The organism is Cyanobium sp. Candia 9D4, assembly GCF_024346155.1.
Classification (GTDB): Bacteria; Cyanobacteriota; Cyanobacteriia; order PCC-6307; family Cyanobiaceae; genus Cyanobium; species Cyanobium minutissimum.
In genome coordinates, this window is record NZ_JAGQCK010000015.1 from 1 (window position 1) to 17,379 (window position 17,379).

The window sequence follows — 17,379 nt, forward strand, 5'->3', positions numbered from 1 at the left end:
CTCGCGGCGCGTCGCCTCCCGGCGACTCAGAAAACTTACAACACCGTCGGCTCGCGCCTCTCGATCCCGTAAGCCTGCTCCCCGCTCGAGCTCTCGCTCTCTGGGGCGCAGTCCAAAATCATATCACGTGCTTCGTGGGCTCCTGGCTCTCCAGGGCCTCCGCCCACGGCATGAACCGTTCCAGCGTCTCCTGCCGGTTGGCCACCAGCACCGGGAAGTCCGTCAGGGCCAGGTCCTGGCCCGGCTGCAGCCCCAGGGGGCTCGCCCCCAGCCAACGCAGGGGACAGCCCAGCTCTTCGAGCACCAGCCAGGCGGCCGCCAGGTCCCAGATCTTCGGGGTGGCCTCCAGGGCGGCCATCGTCTGGCCCATGGCCACCGACACCAGATTGAGGCTGGCGACGCCCAGCAGCCGGATCTTGCCGGGGAACGGGCGGTGGGGCAGCTTCTGGAGCACCCGGATCGAGCGGCTGCAGAGCGACGCGCAACCGGCGTTGTGGAGCTGCAGGGCAGGCGGCGGAATGGGCTTGCCATTGCGCCAGGCCCCTTGCCCCCGGATGGCGACGATCCGCTGACGCAGGGGCGGCACATCGAGGATCGCCAGAACCGGCACACCGGCCTCGAAGCGGGCCATGGAAATCGCCCAGTAGGGGATGCCGGCGGCGAAGTTGGTGGTGCCATCAAGGGGATCCACCACCCAGTAGGCCGGCGTGGCGGGCACCTGCTGGCGGCCCTCCTCACTCAGGACCCCCTCGCCGGGGAACAGCTCGGCCAGTCCCTCCACCAGGGTGGCGTCGCTCCAGCGATCACAGGCCGTGATGAAGGACCCATCCGCCTTCAGATCCGGCTGGCTGTGGCCGAAGTCAGCCCGCTGGCGCTCGGCGACCCGGTCGAGCAGGGATTCCAGACGGGAATCGAGGGGGCGCGGGGTGGGGACCTTCATCCCATTTCCATCTCCAGAACCTGGCTCAGGCTGCGGGAGGTGTCCTCCCGGAACTGGCGCACGTTGACATAGCCGAGGAGCAGCAGGGCCGCCAGGGCCACCAGCAGCTCGACGCCCAGCACCAGGGCGAAGGGTCCGTAGGGCCCATCCCCCAGCGGCAGGGAACGGCCGATGTCGTACAGGCCGCCCCCGAGGAGCTTGCCGATCGCCCGCGAGAGGGCCTGGGCCAGACCCCAGACGCCGACGAAGGTGCCCGCGGCCTGGGGAAGGGTGAGGTCGAGCATCAGGCAGAGGGCGCTGTTGGTGCCGATGCCGGCCGCCAGCCCGAACAGCACCATCACGGCCTGCAGGAAGGGGATCCGGGCCGTCAGGCCCGCCACCAGCAGCAGCAGCAGGGACAGGGCGATCAGCTGGCAGCCGAGGCGGGCGGTGGCCATCTTCCCGAGCCGGGGTACCACCCAGAGTCCTGCAACCAGCAGGCCCACCAGGGTGCCGACCCCCCAGAAGGCGTTGAGCTGGGCGGTGGCGGCGATCGGCATGGCGAACACCTGGGCGCCGTAGCTCTCGAGCACCGGATCCTGCAGGAACAGGGCCAGGGTGAACAAAATCAGGAAAGAGAAGAAGATCAGCACCTGACGGCTGGAGGTGATCAGGGTCCAGGACTGGCGCAGGCCGATGGCATCCTCCCGCGGCACCACCGTCCCGTCGCTGCGTTCCCGCAGGGGGGATTCCATGCCCCAGGTGGCGACCACCGTGAGCAGCATCACCACACCGGCCACGGACGCCATGAAGCGGGAGAGGGTCGCCTCGAGCACCAACGGATCGCTGACCCCGTCCAGGAAGCGCAGGCTCACGCCGATCGCCACGGCGCCGATGACGATGCCGACCGTGAGCATGCACCAGATGATGCTCACCGCCCGGGGCCGCTCCTGTTCGCTGGTGCGGTCGATCACCAGGGCCAGGTAGGGGGTGGTGGCCAGGGAGACCGCCAGGCCGTAAAGGGCGAACAGGCCGCAGAGGGCGGCGATGCCGAGGGCAAGGCCGGGCTGGCTGCCGTCCTGCAGCAGGCGCCCCACCTGGAAGATCAGCGGCACCGACAGCACGGCCAGCAGACAGAAGGCCGCCGTGCCGAGCAGCACGTAGGGGACCCGGTGGCGGGAGGCCAGGGGGTGAGCATCGGAGATCTGGCCGAACAGCACCCGGGAGGGGGCCACGAACTGCTCGAAAGCCAGGGCCCCGCCCACCAGAAGTCCGGGGAAGCCCAGCTCACTGAGCATGATCCGGTTGAGCAGACCCGAAAAGATCACGGCCAGGCAGCCCAGGCAACCCTGGAAAAGACCCAGGCGCACCGTGGCGGGAAGGGTCAGGCCGGGGCGGAGGGGTGATGACAACGGGCGTCAGGACCCCGGCGGCATCGCCTCGGATCCGGTGGGGCTGCCGGCCCGGCAGGCCGGGATCAGGGGCTGGGGCTCCACGGGGATCTCGGAGGTGCCGGCCGCCCTCGGGCTGGTGGCCGGCAGGGCCTGGCGCTGGCAGAGGCCGACCTGGTCGAGGCCGGTGAAGCGCCGCAGCCGGGCCAGGGCCTTGTTGTAGTCGGAGATGGCCGTCGACCAGCGCACCTCGGCCTGGGTGAGGTCGCGCTGGGTGTCGACCACCTCCCGCTGGGTGGTGACGCCGGCCTGGAAGCGCAGGCGGGCCAGCCGCAGGGATTCCCTGGTGGAGATCACCTCGCGGGAGGTGGTGGTGATATTGCGGTTGTTCTTCTCCAGTTCGTAGAAGTTCGTTTCCACCTGCTGGCGGATCGCGTCCCGCTGCTGGGCGAACTGGAAGGAGTTCTCCTGGGCCACCTGCTTCTGGCGGCGGTAGTTGGCCCGGGCGGCACCGCCGTCGAAGAGGGTCCAGCTGAGGTTCAGGCCCACCGTGTTCTCCACCGACCAGCCCTCGTTCCCGAAGTTGACCCCCGGGGTGCTGCGGTTGGCGAACTGCACGCCCCTGGTGCGACCGCCGGTGAGGCTGTAGGCGATGTTCAGGAAGGGCTGGGCCGCGCCCAGGGCCGCATTGGCCTCGCTGTTGGCGATCGAGATGTTGAGCAGGACGTTGTCGAGTTCCTCGCGGAAGGCGTAGGCGGCGATGATGCTCTCCTGCAGCGACGGCAGCCAGGAACCCACCACCCGCGAGGGCTCCTTCGAGGTGGGGGTGACGTCCTGGGGCAGGTCGAGCAGGGCGGCGAGGGCACGGCGGGCGATGGCCTGGTCGGACAGACCCTGGGTGAGCACCTGCTGGTCGCGGGCCAGCTGGGTTTCGGCCTCCAGCACCTCCAGCTTGGTGGCGACGCCGGCCTGGAATCGGGCCTTGGCATCCCGCAGGCTCACCAGGGAGGAGCGCACCGACTCCTGGCCGATGCGGACCGTTTCGTCGGAGACCTGGAGATCGAAGAAGGCTTCGGCCGCCTCCAGGCGCCGCGCCCGCAGGCCGATCAGGTACTGGTTCTTGGCCTGCTCGAAGCGGTCGCGGGCGGCGGCGATCTGCGGCGTGCGGGTGGGGTTGATGAGGGCCCAGCTGGCCTGGAGCACCGCCGACATCCGCCAGATGCTGGTGATCGTGTTGCCGGGCTGCTGGCCGGTGCCGGTGAAGGCGCTGCTGAACTGCTCGCCGCCGGTGTAGGTGGGCAGGCTGTTGGCGTTGAGCTGGATCGTGGGGTACCAGAGGGCGATCTGGGCCCGCAGGGCCGACTGGGCCTGCTCCACCTGGCTGGCGATTGCCTTGAGCTCGGGGTTGTTGACCTCGACCAGGGTTTCCACATCAGCCAGGCCGAGGGGGCGCAGCTCGCGGATGCGCACCTGGGACGGCTTGACCGGCAGGGCCAGCGGGTTGGGGGCCACCAGATCCTGCAGACCCGGGGGCAGTTCCTTGGCGGCCGGCGCCAGCACGGTGGGGTTGGACTTGGGCCTGGGACCCTTGACCTCAGGGGCCAGCGGCAGGGCCGGGGGGGCCGGAAGGCTCGGGGCGGCGGGGGCTGGGGCGGACTCGGCCCGCACCGGCGGCGCCTGGAGGCCGAACGACGGGAGCACCACCAGTGCCGCAAGCAGGAGTGGTTGGCGCCTCACGTTGGACCGTTCGCTTCAGCCAGAGCTTAAGCATCTCCCCGTGGGGTGCCGAGGCAGGCGGCCACCAGATCGTCCGCACCCCCCAGCAAGCGAACCGGCACAGGCAGTTGTCGGCGCAGGTCGGCGAGGGTGGTGTCGTCGAGAAACACCTCCTCCCCCTCCCGCAGCATCACCCGCGGCAGCAGCAGTTCCTGGCCCAGGTCCCGGCCGCGGAGGCCCTCGATCAGGTCGGAACCGGTGAGCAGCCCCGTGACCACCTGCTCCTGGCCCCAGTAGGGGCTGGGCAGGCCATGGAGGATCAGCTCCAGCCCCTCGACGCGGTTGAGGCGCTCCACCACCGGCTGCAGGGCCTCGGCGACGAGGCGACCGACCACCCAGCTGCAGCGGCGCGGGGTGGCGATCCGGGCGGGGAGGTGCCGGGTGGCCCCCTCCAGATCCTCCAGGAAGGCGCGGATGCTGCCGACCCCGTTCTCCTGCTGGGGCAGATCCTCGTAGCTGGCCCGCGGCGGCAGGGGCAGGCCGGCGATCAGGAACCACTCATCGGAGAGCCAGGCGAAGCGGCTGCCGGTGCTGGCCTGGAAGGTGGGCTGGAGGCGCTCAACCCGGGCGATCACCTCGCAGGCCCCCTCCCGGTCGACGGGCCGGAGGGCATCGCCGGCCGGGCGGAAGCGCGTCAGACCCACCGGCACCACGGCGGTGGAAAGAACGGCGGGCCAGGGTCCGGTGGCGAACCGGGCCAGGTCGGTGAGGGTGCGCTCCAGGGCCTCGCCGTCGTTCAGCCCCGGACAGACCACCACCTGGGCGTGGATCTGGAGGCGCCGCTCGGCGAACCAGGCCAGCTGCTCCAGCAGCAGGGCGGCCCGGGGGTTGACCAGCAGACGGCTGCGCAGCTCCGGATCGGTGGCATGGACCGAGACGAACAGGGGCGACAGGCGCTGCTCCTCGATCCGGCTCCAGTCGGCGGCCGTGAGGTTGGTGAGGGTGAGGTAGGAGCCGTAGAGGAAGCTGAGCCGGTAGTCGTCGTCCTTGAGGTAGAGGCTGTCGCGGCGCCCCGGTGGCTGCTGGTCGATGAAGCAGAAGGGGCAGTGGTTGTTGCACTGGCGCAGCCCGTCGAACAGGGCCTCGCTGAAGCCCAGCCCCAGCCCCTCGTCCAGGTCCTTCTCCAGCTCCACCACGTGCAGGGTGCCGTCCGGGTCCTCCACCTCGAGCACCAGCTCCTCCTCCCCCTGCAGCACCTGGACGTCGATCAGGTCCCGCGGGCGGATGCCGTTGATGCTGCGCAGGCGGTCACCCGGCTGGAAGCCCAGCTCCTCGGCGATCGAACCCGGCTCCACCGTGGCCACCACGGCAGGGCGGGGCTGGGTGACGGGCCCGGCGAGGACGGTGGGCCCGGCGAGGGCAGAGGAGGGCTCCTTCCACACGGGAGGTGACGGCGGGGCGAGGGGGACGTTGGCCCCAGTGTGACGGCCCCCGCCCCTTCAGGGGGTGGCCCCCTCCAGCCCCCGGAACCCCAGCAGGATGACCAGGCCGAACAGCAGCCGGTAGGCCACGAAGATCCAGGTGCTGTTCTGCTGCAGGAAGCGCAGCAGCCAGGCGATCGCCAGCCAGGAGACCACCGCCGCGGCGGCGATGCCCACCAGCATCGGGATCATGCCACCGGTCTCGACCGAGCCGAAGGCCGCCCTGAGCTCCACCAGCCCGGCCAGGGTGATGGCGGGGATGCCCAGCAGGAACGAGAAGCGCGCCGCGTCGGCGCGCTGCCAGCCATCGAACAGCGACGCCGTCAGGGTGCTGCCCGAGCGGGAGACGCCGGGGATCAGGGCCAGGGCCTGGGCCAGCCCCACCAGCAGGCCGTCGCGGGGGCTGACGGCCTCCAGCTGCCGGCGGCGGCGACCCACCAGCTCGGCCAGCGCCAGCAGCAGGGCCATCACGATCGAGACGATGGCGATCGACGTCAGGCTGCGCAGCGGGGAGGTCTCGTAGCCGGGCAGCAGCACCTTGATCGCGAGGCCCGCCAGCAGGATCGGCACGGTGCCCAGCACGATCGCCACCCCCAGGCGGGCCGGCGGGTCGTTCCACTGGCCATGGCGGAAGGCCCGGGCCACCCCGGCGCTCACCTCGGCCAGATCCCGGCGGAAGTAGCCGAGCACGGCGGCGATGCTGCCGAGCTGGATCACGGCCGTGAAGGCCACCCCGGGATCGCCCCAGCCCAGCAGGACCGGCACCACCTTGAGATGGGCCGTGCTGCTGATCGGCAGGAACTCCGTCAGCCCCTGGACGACCCCCAGAACGAAGGCGTGCCAGCAGGCCTCGGCCAGGGGCAGGGCGGCGGCCGTGGCGACCAGCGGCATGGGGGAAGCCGTTACTGCGGGTGACCCTATGGCCGGACGGGTCACGGGAGCACCCCTCCACCCCCTTAAGGTTGCACAACTTTCTTCACAACCAGGTGCTCGGGGTTCCGCCCACCCTTACCTCCCGTTCCGAGGTCACGCCGGGCCTGCGGCTCGGTGCCGTCCCGGCCGCCTGGGTCCTGCCCCTGGCGGCTGCCCTGCTGGTCACCGTGCCCGTGTTCCTGCAGGCCCCCTGGGTGCGCGCCGCACCGACGGCCGCGACCCTGTTCACGCTCCCGTTGATGGGCCTCGCCCTGCTGCTGGAGCGCCGGGGCCAGGGGCTGTGGCAGCCGCTGGGGGTGGTCCTGGTGGGCTTCAGCGGCAGCTGGCTGGGGGGCTGCCTGTTCTGGGGCTGGTTCCGGCTCCACCCGGTGATGCATCTGCCGCTCGAGGCCTTCGCCCTGCCCCTGGCGGTGGTGGGCCTCGGTGGCCGCTGGCGCCTGGCGGGTGCGTTCTACCTGGGCTCGCTGCTTGGCACCGCCAGCACCGATGGGGTGATGGCGGCCGCCGGCCTCATGGACCTCTGGCCCCGGGTGCTGCAAGCGCCCCTGAGCGAGGCCCCGGTTCTGCTCCAGGGCGCCGCCCTGCAGGTGCTGCAGCCCTGGCCCCTGTCCCTGGTCGGCCTGGCGGCGGGCCTGCTGGTGCTCCTCTGCCGTCGCCTCTGGTCGCTGGGTGGGCCCTGGCGGGTGGCCGCCGCGGCCGTGGGCACCACCCTCGCCGTCGATGCCCTCTTCCTCGGGGCGGCCCTGCTGGCCCCCCACCTCAGCGGCCTGATCTGAAGAACTGCAAAAGCGGAGCCGCCGGCGCCGGGAGACCTGGGGGCTTTCTGTAACGTTGCACGGGTGGTCTGCGGATCACCGCCCTGGCCCTGCCAGGGTCCCCTGGTTCTATCCCCCTAAGGAGTGTCGTGATGAAGCGGCTGCTTGCCTGGTTGATGAGTGGTGTGGTCCTGGCCGGTCTGCTCGTGACCCTGCTTCTGCCCGGTGCCGCCTTCGCCGCGGAGCGCCGCAACGAGATCGACGACAAGCTCGCCGAGAGCGTCGGCAAGGTGGATCTCAACAACGCTTCGGTGCGCCGGTTCCAGCAGTACCCCGGCATGTACCCGACCCTGGCCGGCAAGATCGTCCTCGGCGGCCCCTACGACAGCGTCGACGACGTGCTGGACCTCGATCTGACCGACCGTCAGCGGGAGCTGTTCAACAAGTACAAGGACAACTTCACCGTGACCCCCCCGGCGATCGCCCTCAACGAAGGTTTCGATCGCATCAACGACGGCGTGTATCGCTGAGCGCCCGGCGGTCCTTTCCCAACCCCTCCGCAACCGCCGTTCCCACGGCGGTTTTTTTGTGGCCGCCGGCCCGCCGCCGTCCGTCCCATAGGCTCGGCTGCAGAAGGCACGGTGCGAAGGGGTGAACCAGCCGCTTGGATGAGCCGGATCCGCCCATGGCACCCCACTGGGACGTGGTGGTGGTCGGCAGTGGCGCCGCGGGCCTGATGACCTGCCTGGAGCTGCCCCCCCAGCTGCGGGTGCTGCTGCTGAGCAAATCCAGCTCCCCCCCCTCCGCCAGCCGCTGGGCCCAGGGTGGCATCGCCGCGGTGACCGGAGCCGACGACAGCTTCGCCAGTCACATCGCCGACACCCTCAAGGCCGGCGCCGGTCTCTGCGATCCGACCGCCGTCGAGGTGCTGGTGCGGGAGGCGCCGGCCTGCGTCGAGCGTCTCGTGCAGCTGGGCATGGACTTCGATCGCACCCCCCAGGGCCTCAGCACCACCCTGGAGGCGGCCCACAGCCACCGCCGCGTGCTGCATGCCCAGGACCGCACCGGCGGCGCGCTGGTGGACGCCCTGGAGCGGGAGGTGCGGCGCCGGCCAGGCCTCGAGCAACGCAAGGGCATCCCCGCCCTGCAGCTGTGGGTGGTGAACGGCCAGTGCCTGGGCCTGCAGGTGCTCGAAGGCCAGCGGCTGCGCTGGCTGCGGGCTGGAGCCGTGGTGCTGGCCAGCGGCGGCGGCGGCCATCTGTTCGCGCACACCACCAACCCGACCCAGGCCAGCGGCGACGGCGTCGCCATGGCCTGGAGCGCCGGTGCCCTGGTGCGGGACCTGGAGTTCGTGCAGTTCCACCCCACGGCGCTGATGCTGCCGGACGCCCCCCACTTCCTGATCAGCGAGGCGGTGCGCGGCGAGGGGGCCCGGCTGTTCGACGACGCCGGCCGCTCCCCGGTGGCCCGGCTGGAGGGGGGCGATCTGGCGCCGCGGGACCAGGTGAGCCGCGCCCTGGCCCGCTGCATGTCGGAGCAGGGGGTCACCCACCTGTGGCTCGACCTCCGGCCGGTGGGACGCGAACGGCTGGAACGCCAGTTCCCCACCATCCTGCGCCGCTGCCGGGAGCTGGGGCTGGCCCCCGGCGAGGCCCCGATTCCGGTGGCCCCGGCCGCCCACTACTGGATGGGCGGCATCGGCACCGACCTGGAGGCCGCCACCAGCCTGAGGGGTCTCTACGCCGTGGGGGAGGTGGCCAGCACCGGGGTGCACGGGGCCAACCGGCTGGCCAGCAACTCGCTGATGGAATGCCTCGTCTTCGCCCGCCGGCTGCGCCATCTGCAGCCCCAGCCCCTTCCCCCAGCTCCCCTTGACGCCCCCCGCGACGCCCCGGCCCTGAGCGAGGCCGAAGCGCGCTCAGGGCCCGATGAGGCCACCCTGATCAGGGCCATCGCCGACCTGCGCCATCTCTGCTGGCAGGTGGCCGGCGTTGAGCGCCGCGGTGTCGACCTCATCACCGCCCTGCGGCGGGTGCGCAGCGAGCGATCGGGCCATGAACGCTCCCCCCTGCTGCGGCGGGTCCACGACCTGCCCCACGACCTGGAACTGGCGCTGACGCCGGAGCAGAGCCGTCGCCTGCTGCTGCTGCAGGACCTGCGCCAGCGGCTGGTGCTGGCGGAGCTGCTGATGGAGGCCGCCGCCTTCCGGGTCGAGAGCCGCGGCGGCCATCACCGCACCGATGCCCCGGCACCCCTTCCGTTCTGGCGGCGCCACACGGTGCAGCAGCGGGGGCACTCCCCCTTCACCACCCCGGTGGGGCAGGCCTGAGGCAGGGGCCAGGAGTGAGGGCGCGGCTCAGTTGGCGATCGAGCCCTTGTAGCCGCTCAGGGCGGCGAGCTGGGCAAGGGTCTTCTGGCCGGAATCCAGCTGGCCCTTGATCTCCCAGGTGGGGAAGCCCTGGATGTTCTTGCTGGCGCAGAGGGCGGCCTGGCTGTTGCGGCCGTCGGGAGCGCACTCGATGATCTTGAGCTTGGCGGCGGCCTCCTTGCCGAAGAGCTGCTTCTGGTCGTGGCAGTGGGGGCACCAGTAGGCCGAATACATGACCGCGCCGGTGGCGGTGAGGTGATCGGCGAGGGCGACCGTGGCGGGCGTGCTGGCGGAGGTGACCGGGATCGGCATCCCCGGGCCCGTGGCCGACTCGGGCCGGTTGAGGGAGGTGGCCCAGCCGAGGCCGATCAGGCCGACGGCCAGCACCGTGAGCACGCCGCGGAAGAGCAGGGCCCCGGTGTCCTCCCATTCCCCGCCGATCAGGCTGAGCACGAACAGCGTCAGGCTGATGGCGGCCGACATCAGGCAGAAGGTGCAGAAGGCCTTGATCTGGAAGGCCATCACCCCCACCAGCACCAGGCTGAAGATCGCCATGCCGGCGCTGAGCAGGAACAGGCCCCACCAGCTGAGCCCGTTCAAGGAGGTGCGGGCCTCCCCCTTGAGCACCAGCGGCAGCACCGCCATCACCAGCACCGCTCCGTAGGCCAGGAAGCCGAACAGGGACAGGGGCTGGCCGAGGACACTCCCCCAGGGGCTGTTGAGGACCTTGTCGCAGCCGTCGGCACCGCCGGGGCAGCTGAGGTCGCCGATCACGCCCCAGCGGTTGAGGGTGATCGAGGCGGTGTCGATCACGCCGATGGTGGCCAGAACGGCCATCACCACCCGCGCCCAGCGGCGACCCGGCTCGGGGCGGCGGCGACTCGTGAGGCGACTGGCGAGGCGAGTGGAAGTCACGGGGACCGGCGGATCTCGGTGCGATTCTCGCAGCCGCGGGGACTTGCATAGGGTGGACATCGGCGTTTGCCCCCCGGCCCGGCCCCAGCGGGCCGCAGGCCCGTCCCCCCTTCCTCCCGCAGCACCATGCCCCCCCAGCCCGGCCGAGAACGGCCCACCGTGGCCTTCACCCATCTGGGTTGCGAGAAGAACCGGGTGGACACCGAGCACATGCTCGGCCTGCTGGCCGAGGCGGGCTACGGGGTCAGCGCCGATGAGAGCGACGCCAAGGTGGTGGTGGTCAACACCTGCAGCTTCATCCAGGACGCCCGCGCCGAATCGGTCCGCACCCTGGTGGAACTGGCGGAACAGGGCAAGGAACTGATCATCGCCGGCTGTCTGGCCCAGCACTTCCAGCAGGAACTGCTCGATTCGCTGCCGGAGGCGCGGGCGATCGTCGGCACCGGCGACTACCAGCACATCGTCGAGGTGCTGGAGCGGGTGGAAGCCGGGGAGCGGGTCAACCGCGTGAGTGCGGTGCCCACCTTCGTGGGCGATGAGCACCTGCCCCGCTACCGCACCACCTCCGAGGCAGTGGCCTACCTGAAGGTGGCCGAGGGCTGCGACTACCGCTGCGCCTTCTGCATCATCCCGAAACTGCGGGGCGACCAGCGCTCCCGCCCGATCGAATCGATCGTGGCGGAGGCCCGCCAGCTGGCCGAGCAAGGGGTGAAAGAGCTGATCCTGATCAGCCAGATCACCACCAACTACGGGCTGGACCTCTACGGCAGACCCCGCCTCGACGACCTGCTGCGGGCCCTGGGGGAGGTGGAGATCCCCTGGATCCGGGTCCACTACGCGTACCCCACCGGCCTCACCGAGCCCGTCCTGGCCGCCTACCGGGACGTCCCCAATGTGCTGCCCTACCTGGATCTCCCCCTGCAGCACAGCCACCCGGAGGTGCTGCGGGCCATGAACCGCCCCTGGCAGACCGGGGTCAACGGCGCCCTGCTGCAGCGCATCCGCGACCAGCTGCCCGACGCGGTGCTGCGCACCACCTTCATCGTCGGCTTCCCAGGGGAAACGGAGGAGCACTTCGAGCATCTGCTGGCGTTCGTGGCCGAGCAGCGCTTCGACCATGTGGGCGTCTTCACCTTCTCCCCCGAGGACGGCACCGCCGCCGCCGACCTGCCGGATCCGGTGCCCGCCGAGGTCGCCAGCGAGCGGCGGGACCGGCTGATGGCTCTGCAGCAGCCCATCGCCGCCGAGCGCAACGGAGCCTGGGTGGGCCGGATCGTGGACGTCTTGATCGAGCAGGACAACCCCACCAGCGGCGCGATGCTGGGCCGCTGTGCCCGCTTCGCCCCCGACGTGGACGGGGAGGTGCACGTGAGCCCCGGCGAGGGCGGCCTGTGCGCCGCTCCCGGCACGATGGTGCCGGTGCGGATCACCGCCGCCGACACCTATGACCTGCGCGGCGAGGTGGTGGGGGCCGGCGCCATGGTGAGCGACGCCCTGGCGGCGACGCGGAGCCGGGCTTGAGCCCCGGCGACGGAGGCAGCTGGCTGCAGCGGCACCAGCGCCCCCTGTTCCTGCTCGCCTCCGGCCTGAGCACCACCGGTTCCTTCGCCGGACTGACGGCCAAGGGCTGGATCCTGATGGCCGGCACCGGCAATCCGCTGCTGCTCGCCCTGCACTTCGCCGCCCTGGCCCTGCCGAGCCTGGTGGTCAGCGGCCGGGCGGGGGTGCTCACGGATCGGCTGGGCTGCGAGCGGGTGCTGATCCGCTCCCAGTGGGGCCTGTTCGCCGGGGCGGCCCTGGGGGCCCTGGCCATTCCCCTGCTCCAGGGGGTGGCCCAGGTGGTGCTGCTGTTGCTGAGCACCCTGGTGGTGGGTGTCTCCAGTTCCTTCGAGCTGACGGCCCGCAGCAAGTACTGCTCGCTGCTGGTGGAACGGCCCGAGCAGGTGGCCCCCTACCTGGCCAGCTTCTCTGTCGTGTTCAACGTCGGCAAGCTGGTGGGCCCTCCCCTGGGGGGCTGGCTGGTGGCGCTCTCCGGGCCCGCCATGGCCCTGGCGATCGATGCGGCCTCCTACCTGCTGCCGATCGCCACCGTGATCTGGCTGCTGCGGCCCCACCGGGAGCTGGAGCAGCGCAGCGCCGGGGGCGCCGGCGCCAGCCTCGGAGCCGCCTGGCGGGGCTGCGGGCCCACCCTGCGCCATGTGCTGCGGTTCACCACCGTGGCCTGTCTGGTCGGCTTCTTCCATCCGGGCCTGGCGCCCCTGATCGCCGCCGAGGTGATCGGGCCATCCCCGCAGGCCCTAGGCCTGTTCACCAGCGTGCTGGCCGCCGGCAGCATCGTCGGCGGGGTGGTACTGCAACGCAACAGTCGCGCCCTGAGCGAACGGCCGGCGCTGCTGCTGGGGGGCTGCGCTGTGGCGGTGGCCCTGGCCCAGCTGGGGATGGCCGCAGCTTCGGGGGGGCCGGCTGCCCTGGCGATGGCGTTGCTGCTGGGCGCCGGCACCGCCGGCCTGCTGGCCGGGTCGAACCTGATCCTGCAGGTGGGGGCGCCGATGGAGCTGCGCGGCCGCATGGCCGGTCTGGGGCAGATCGCCTTTCTCGGCGGCGGCGGCGTGAGCGGGCTGGTGGCCGCCGCCCTGGCGATGACCGTGGGGCTGACGACCACCTTCGCCCTGCTCGGCGGCGTCGGGCTGGTGGTGGGGATGCTGGAGCTGGGGCGGAAAGGAGCCCTGCGGCTCAGATCAGCCTGACGCCCTTGAGCACCACGGTGGCCAGGAAGGCGGCGGTCAGCCCGCCACCCACGAGCGCCAGATAGATCACCACACCCACGGACGCTGCTGCGAGGAACGCCATCATTACAGCAGAGGATCCGCCCCCTTCCGGCCCCAGGCCAGGGGAGAAGGGGGTAAAACCATGGGACATCTACCGAAACCGCCTAGGGTTGCGGCGCAGCGGAACCAGCCCGAGCCCCTGCCGCAGCCGCGCAAACGCCCACGGACGATCCAAACCGGACCATCCACCCCGGACCATCCACCAAGCCCCTGCAGCATGCGCACCCTCTTCATCTATCCCGAGTTCCCGAAGACGTTCTGGAGCTACGAAAAGATCCTCGAGCTGGTCAACCGCAAGGTTCTCCTTCCCCCGCTCGGCATGGTCACCGTGGCGGCCCTGCTGCCCCAGACCTGGGAGATGAAGCTGGTCGACCGCAATGTCCGCGAGGTGACGGAGGCCGAGTGGAACTGGGCGGAACTGGTGGTGATCTCCGGGATGATCGTCCAGAAGGCCGATATGGCGGCCCAGATCGCCAAGGCCAAGCAGCGGGGCCTGCCGGTGGCGGTGGGCGGCCCCTTCGCCAGCTCCACCCCCGACGCCCCTGAGCTGCAGCTGGCCGATTTCAAGGTGCTCGACGAAGGGGAGATCACCCTGCCGATGTTCATCGAGGCGATCGAGCGCGGCGAGCGCCAGGGGCGGTTCAGCGCCGAAGGGGAGAAGCCCGACGTCACCGGCACCCCCATTCCCCGCTTCGACCTGCTTGAGCTGGACGCCTACGACTCGATGTCGGTCCAGTTCTCGCGCGGCTGCCCGTTCCAGTGCGAGTTCTGCGACATCATCGTGCTCTACGGGCGCAAACCGCGCACCAAGACCCCTGACCAGCTGGTGGCGGAGCTCCAGTACCTCTACGACCTCGGTTGGCGCCGCTCGATCTTCCTGGTCGACGACAACTTCATCGGCAACAAGCGCAACGCCAAGTTGCTGCTGCCGGAGATCAAGCGCTGGCAGATCGACCACGGCTACCCCTTCAGCTTCGCCACCGAGGCCTCCGTGGACCTCGCCTCTGATGAGGAGATGATGCTGATGATGGCCGAGGCCCGCTTCGACAGCGTCTTCCTCGGCATCGAGACCCCCGACGAGGCCAGTCTCGAGACGGCCCGCAAGCTGCAGAACACGCGCAGCTCCCTGGAGGAATCGGTCGACCGGATCACCTCCTACGGGATCCGGGTGATGGCGGGCTTCATCATCGGCTTCGACGGCGAGAAGCCCGGGGCCGGCGACCGCATCGTCGAGTTCGTCAGCCGCACCGGCATCCCCGCCGCGATGATGGGGATGCTGCAGGCCCTGCCCAACACCGGGCTCTGGCACCGCCTCGAGAAGGAAGGCCGGCTGGTCCAGGAGAAAACCGACGCCAAGGGCGTCAACCAGACCAACCTGCTCAACTTCGTGCCCACCCGGCCGATCCGGCAGATCGCCAACGAGTACGTCGACGCCTTCTGCCGCCTCTACGAGCCCAACGCCTACATCGACCGGGTCACGCACTACTACCTGAAGATGGGCCAGCCCCGCTGGCAGCAGTACGTGAAGGCTGCGGCCTTCGGCAAGGCCAGCCTGCCCAGCTGGACCGATGTGCGCGCCCTGCTGATCGTGATCTGGCGTCAGGGACTGAAGCGCGACACCCGCGGACGCTTCTGGCGCTCCCTGTTCACCATCGCCCGCCGCAACCCCAACAACCTGGAGCAGTTCCTGGTCACCCTCGCCCACAACGAGCACTTCCAGGAGTACCGGGGCGTGGTGACCCGCGAGATCCAGGATCAGCTGGCCGCCCTGCCTCCGGAACCGCCCGAGGGTTCGCGCGAAACCACCCGGGAGCTCCAGCCCGCGTAGGTAGGGGGCGCCGGGAGTACGGTCCATTCACTGCATCCATGACGCTGTGATGCAGCGGGGCAGCGATGCAGAAGACCGCCGAAGCGAAGGGCCGGTTCACCCGTGCCTCGGTTCTGCCCATCGTCGCCGGATGCGGCCTGCTGGGCCTGGCCCTGAGCCGCTGGGACCCCCTGGGCCCCCAGTCGATGATCTGCCGCCACCGGGACGACCCCACCGGGCAGATCGACTTCCGCGTCGACGTGGGGCGGGGGGAGGACCGGGTGCGCTTCGCCGACGGCCAGATCCTGCCGGTGAAAAGCTCCCGCGACCGGATCACCTTTCTGGAGAAGGAATCCAACAACTTCCACCTCTCCGACAACGACGGCGATGAGGTGGCCCTGGGCCATGCGCCCACCAGCCAGCCGCTTCCGGGACTCGCGGCCCTGAAGCCCCCGATGGTGCTGCATCCGGATCAGCACCACGACGTGGAGCACCACACCACGATCGACCGTCGCAGCCTCACCTTTCAGGAAAACGCCATGCTGAAAGGGGGCGGGCGCGGGGCCTTGATGATGGACGGCCGCTGCCGTCTCGTCGCCGCCGGCTGAATCGGACCCCGGCGGGCCTGGGCTAGTCCTGCACGTAGGGCAGACCCGCCACGAGGCACTGCTCCGCCTTCTGGAGCTCCCGGCCCAGGTAGAGGGCGTGGTCAAGCCGCGAGAGGGGATGGGGACCGTCTCCCTCGGTCAGGGCGATGCCGAGTTCCTTGGCACTGCGGCCCCGGTACACGGCCCGGGGCGCCCGCGGGTCGCCGCCCCGGCAGCTGAGCACCTCACCGGTGTCGGGGTCGGTGGCCAGGCCCCGTTCATCGATGCCGTTGGCAAAGTGCTCGGCCACCAGCTCTCCGGCGGCGGCATCCACCTTGATCAGGAAGTAGCCCGCCGCGTCGAGGTGGATGAAGCGCTGCGAGAGCGCCTCATCCAGGCTCTGGCGGGGGGTCGGGTCGGGGTGCATGGGGGGGATCGTAGGAAGCGGTGAAGGGGAGCTCCGCGTTCATCGCCGTGATCGCCGCGTGCATCTCCCGGTTGGCGCCCGGCAGCCAGTCCCGCAGGATGGCGTCGAAGCGGGGGTCGTACCAGCGGTGCAGGCTGGCCCTGGGCTGGGCCACGAAGCCCCGGCGCCGCTTGTGGCTGCCGCCTGCGCCGGGATCGAAGCTCTCCAGGCCCCGCTCGATCGCCCAGTCGATCGGGGCGTAGTAGCAGACCTCGAAGTGCAGGTTGTCGAGCTCGATGTCGCTGCCCCAGTAGCGGCCCCAGAGGCCGGTGGCATCGTGCACGCAGAGCGACATGGCCAGGGGCTGCATCGGATCGCCCCGGTGGGCGCTGAACAGCACCAGGTGCTGGCGCAGGTCGGTGGCGGCCGCCTGGAAGAAGGATTCGGTGAGGTACTTGCTGCCCCAGGGCCCCCAGCGGCTGCAATGCTGCTCGTAGAAACTGTGCATGCGCTCCAGCAGGCGCGGCGGGATCGCCTCCCCCGCCAGGGGCGTGACGGTCAGGCCCGCTTCGGCCACGGAACGGCGTTCGCGGCGGATGTTGCGGCGCTGGTTGGCATTGAAGCTGGCCAGATAGGCCTCGAAGTCGGCATGGCCCGGGTTGCGCCATTCGCTCTGCTGGTTGATCCACAACGCGCAGCCGGCGGCCTCCGCCAGGGGCTGCCAGGCCGGATCCACATAGAGGAAGTTGCAGCTGAGGATCCCCTGGCGCCGGCAGAAGCCGTCGATCTCGGCCAGCATCCGCTGGGTGAGGGCCGCCCCATCCTCGCCGGGGGCCACATGGAACCGGTAGCCCTGCACCGGGCTCACCGGGCTCATGCCGACGAGCTTGGGGTAGTAGCGCAGCCCGAGCTGGCCGGCGAGCTGGGCGAAGGACTGGTCGAAGACGAATTCTCCGTAGCTGTGGCCCTTCAGGTACAGGGGCGCCAGGGCCACCAGCCGCTCGCCGCGCCAGAGGCCCAGATGGCAGGCCTGCCAGCCCTGGCGGGGCACGATGCTGCCGCTGGCCTCCAGATGGTGCAGCCAGCGCCAGCCGTAGAAGGGACGGTCGATCGCCGTGGTCGTGGCCTCGGCCGTGGCCTCCCCGGCACCACCCACCAGGGCCTGCCACTGGTCTTCCGGGATCTCGCGCGTTGCCTGGTGCCAGCGGACTTGCAGCTCGGCCATGGCCGCTGGCAACGCAGGGGGGACGGGGCAGGCGCAAAACTAACGGTT

General features: G+C 70.7%; 16 protein-coding genes. 7 read left to right on the forward strand and 9 right to left on the reverse strand.

The features are described 5' to 3' along the window. Window positions 1-118: 118 nt before the first annotated feature. The 5 genes from KBZ08_RS15860 to KBZ08_RS15880 are packed head-to-tail and all read right to left on the reverse strand — an operon-like array spanning window position 119 to window position 6,398. Window positions 119-940: an inositol monophosphatase family protein gene (locus tag KBZ08_RS15860; protein WP_254974185.1), complete on the reverse strand. Its 822-nt coding sequence runs from the start codon at window positions 938-940 to the stop codon at window positions 119-121. Next, window positions 937-2,331 (reverse strand): BCD family MFS transporter, encoded by a 1,395-nt coding sequence (locus KBZ08_RS15865; protein WP_254974187.1) that lies wholly within the window; start codon window positions 2,329-2,331, stop codon window positions 937-939. The genes KBZ08_RS15860 and KBZ08_RS15865 overlap by 4 nt, the downstream gene beginning before the upstream one ends. 6 nt (window positions 2,332-2,337) lie before the next feature. Continuing rightward, window positions 2,338-4,014 carry a TolC family protein gene (locus KBZ08_RS15870; protein WP_254974188.1) on the reverse strand — a complete coding sequence of 559 codons (1,677 nt, stop codon included), beginning with the start codon at window positions 4,012-4,014 and terminating at the stop codon, window positions 2,338-2,340. Window positions 4,015-4,073: 59 nt separating this feature from the next. After that, window positions 4,074-5,468, reverse strand: a complete 1,395-nt coding sequence (locus KBZ08_RS15875) for a TIGR03279 family radical SAM protein (RefSeq protein WP_254974189.1) — start codon at window positions 5,466-5,468, stop codon at window positions 4,074-4,076. 57 nt (window positions 5,469-5,525) lie between these two features. Continuing rightward, window positions 5,526-6,398 (reverse strand): undecaprenyl-diphosphate phosphatase, encoded by an 873-nt coding sequence (locus KBZ08_RS15880; RefSeq protein WP_254974191.1) that lies wholly within the window; start codon window positions 6,396-6,398, stop codon window positions 5,526-5,528. A gap of 71 nt (window positions 6,399-6,469) precedes the next feature. On the opposite strand from KBZ08_RS15880, the gene KBZ08_RS15885 reads away from it, so the two are divergent. From KBZ08_RS15885 to nadB, 3 genes are all read left to right on the forward strand, one after another. Beyond that, window positions 6,470-7,216 carry a DUF3120 domain-containing protein gene (locus tag KBZ08_RS15885; RefSeq protein WP_254974193.1) on the forward strand — a complete coding sequence of 249 codons (747 nt, stop codon included), beginning with the start codon at window positions 6,470-6,472 and terminating at the stop codon, window positions 7,214-7,216. A gap of 131 nt (window positions 7,217-7,347) precedes the next feature. After that, the gene (psbU, locus tag KBZ08_RS15890; RefSeq protein WP_106222998.1) at window positions 7,348-7,725 is read left to right on the forward strand and encodes a photosystem II complex extrinsic protein PsbU; all 378 of its coding nucleotides are present in this window, start codon (window positions 7,348-7,350) and stop codon (window positions 7,723-7,725) included. 155 nt (window positions 7,726-7,880) lie between these two features. Continuing rightward, complete coding sequence (nadB, locus tag KBZ08_RS15895; RefSeq protein ID WP_254974195.1) at window positions 7,881-9,524, forward strand: L-aspartate oxidase; 1,644 nt, start codon at window positions 7,881-7,883, stop codon at window positions 9,522-9,524. A gap of 27 nt (window positions 9,525-9,551) precedes the next feature. Here nadB and KBZ08_RS15900 read toward each other — a convergent pair whose 3' ends face one another. After that, a complete protein-coding gene (locus tag KBZ08_RS15900) occupies window positions 9,552-10,478 on the reverse strand; it encodes a vitamin K epoxide reductase family protein (RefSeq protein WP_254974197.1) in 927 nt (308 codons plus the stop codon). Window positions 10,479-10,604: 126 nt separating this feature from the next. Between KBZ08_RS15900 and rimO the strand changes: the two genes are divergently transcribed. Together rimO and KBZ08_RS15910 are read left to right on the forward strand one after the other, a co-directional pair. Beyond that, entirely contained in the window at window positions 10,605-11,999 is a 1,395-nt protein-coding gene (gene rimO / locus KBZ08_RS15905; protein ID WP_254974199.1) for a 30S ribosomal protein S12 methylthiotransferase RimO, read from the forward strand. Continuing rightward, entirely contained in the window at window positions 11,996-13,225 is a 1,230-nt protein-coding gene (locus KBZ08_RS15910) for an MFS transporter (protein ID WP_254974200.1), read from the forward strand. Before rimO ends, KBZ08_RS15910 begins: the two co-directional genes overlap by 4 nt. On the opposite strand, the gene KBZ08_RS15915 is transcribed toward KBZ08_RS15910, so the two are convergent. Next, a complete protein-coding gene (locus tag KBZ08_RS15915) occupies window positions 13,212-13,328 on the reverse strand; it encodes a cytochrome b6-f complex subunit 6 (protein ID WP_201295751.1) in 117 nt (38 codons plus the stop codon). The two genes, KBZ08_RS15910 and KBZ08_RS15915, sit on opposite strands and share 14 nt — an antisense overlap. Window positions 13,329-13,523: 195 nt before the next feature. On the opposite strand from KBZ08_RS15915, the gene KBZ08_RS15920 reads away from it, so the two are divergent. Then, window positions 13,524-15,134, forward strand: a complete 1,611-nt coding sequence (locus tag KBZ08_RS15920; RefSeq protein WP_106223003.1) for a B12-binding domain-containing radical SAM protein — start codon at window positions 13,524-13,526, stop codon at window positions 15,132-15,134. A gap of 65 nt (window positions 15,135-15,199) precedes the next feature. Then, window positions 15,200-15,721, forward strand: coding sequence for a hypothetical protein (locus tag KBZ08_RS15925; RefSeq protein WP_254974205.1), 522 nt, complete (start codon window positions 15,200-15,202; stop codon window positions 15,719-15,721). A gap of 22 nt (window positions 15,722-15,743) precedes the next feature. Here the strand turns inward: KBZ08_RS15925 and KBZ08_RS15930 are convergent, their stop codons facing one another. Both KBZ08_RS15930 and KBZ08_RS15935 read right to left on the reverse strand, forming a co-directional pair. After that, window positions 15,744-16,127 carry a DUF4346 domain-containing protein gene (locus KBZ08_RS15930; RefSeq protein ID WP_106223005.1) on the reverse strand — a complete coding sequence of 128 codons (384 nt, stop codon included), beginning with the start codon at window positions 16,125-16,127 and terminating at the stop codon, window positions 15,744-15,746. Next, a complete protein-coding gene (locus tag KBZ08_RS15935) occupies window positions 16,090-17,331 on the reverse strand; it encodes a GNAT family N-acetyltransferase (RefSeq protein WP_254974208.1) in 1,242 nt (413 codons plus the stop codon). The genes KBZ08_RS15930 and KBZ08_RS15935 overlap by 38 nt, the downstream gene beginning before the upstream one ends. Between the last annotated feature and the right edge of the window lie 48 nt (window positions 17,332-17,379).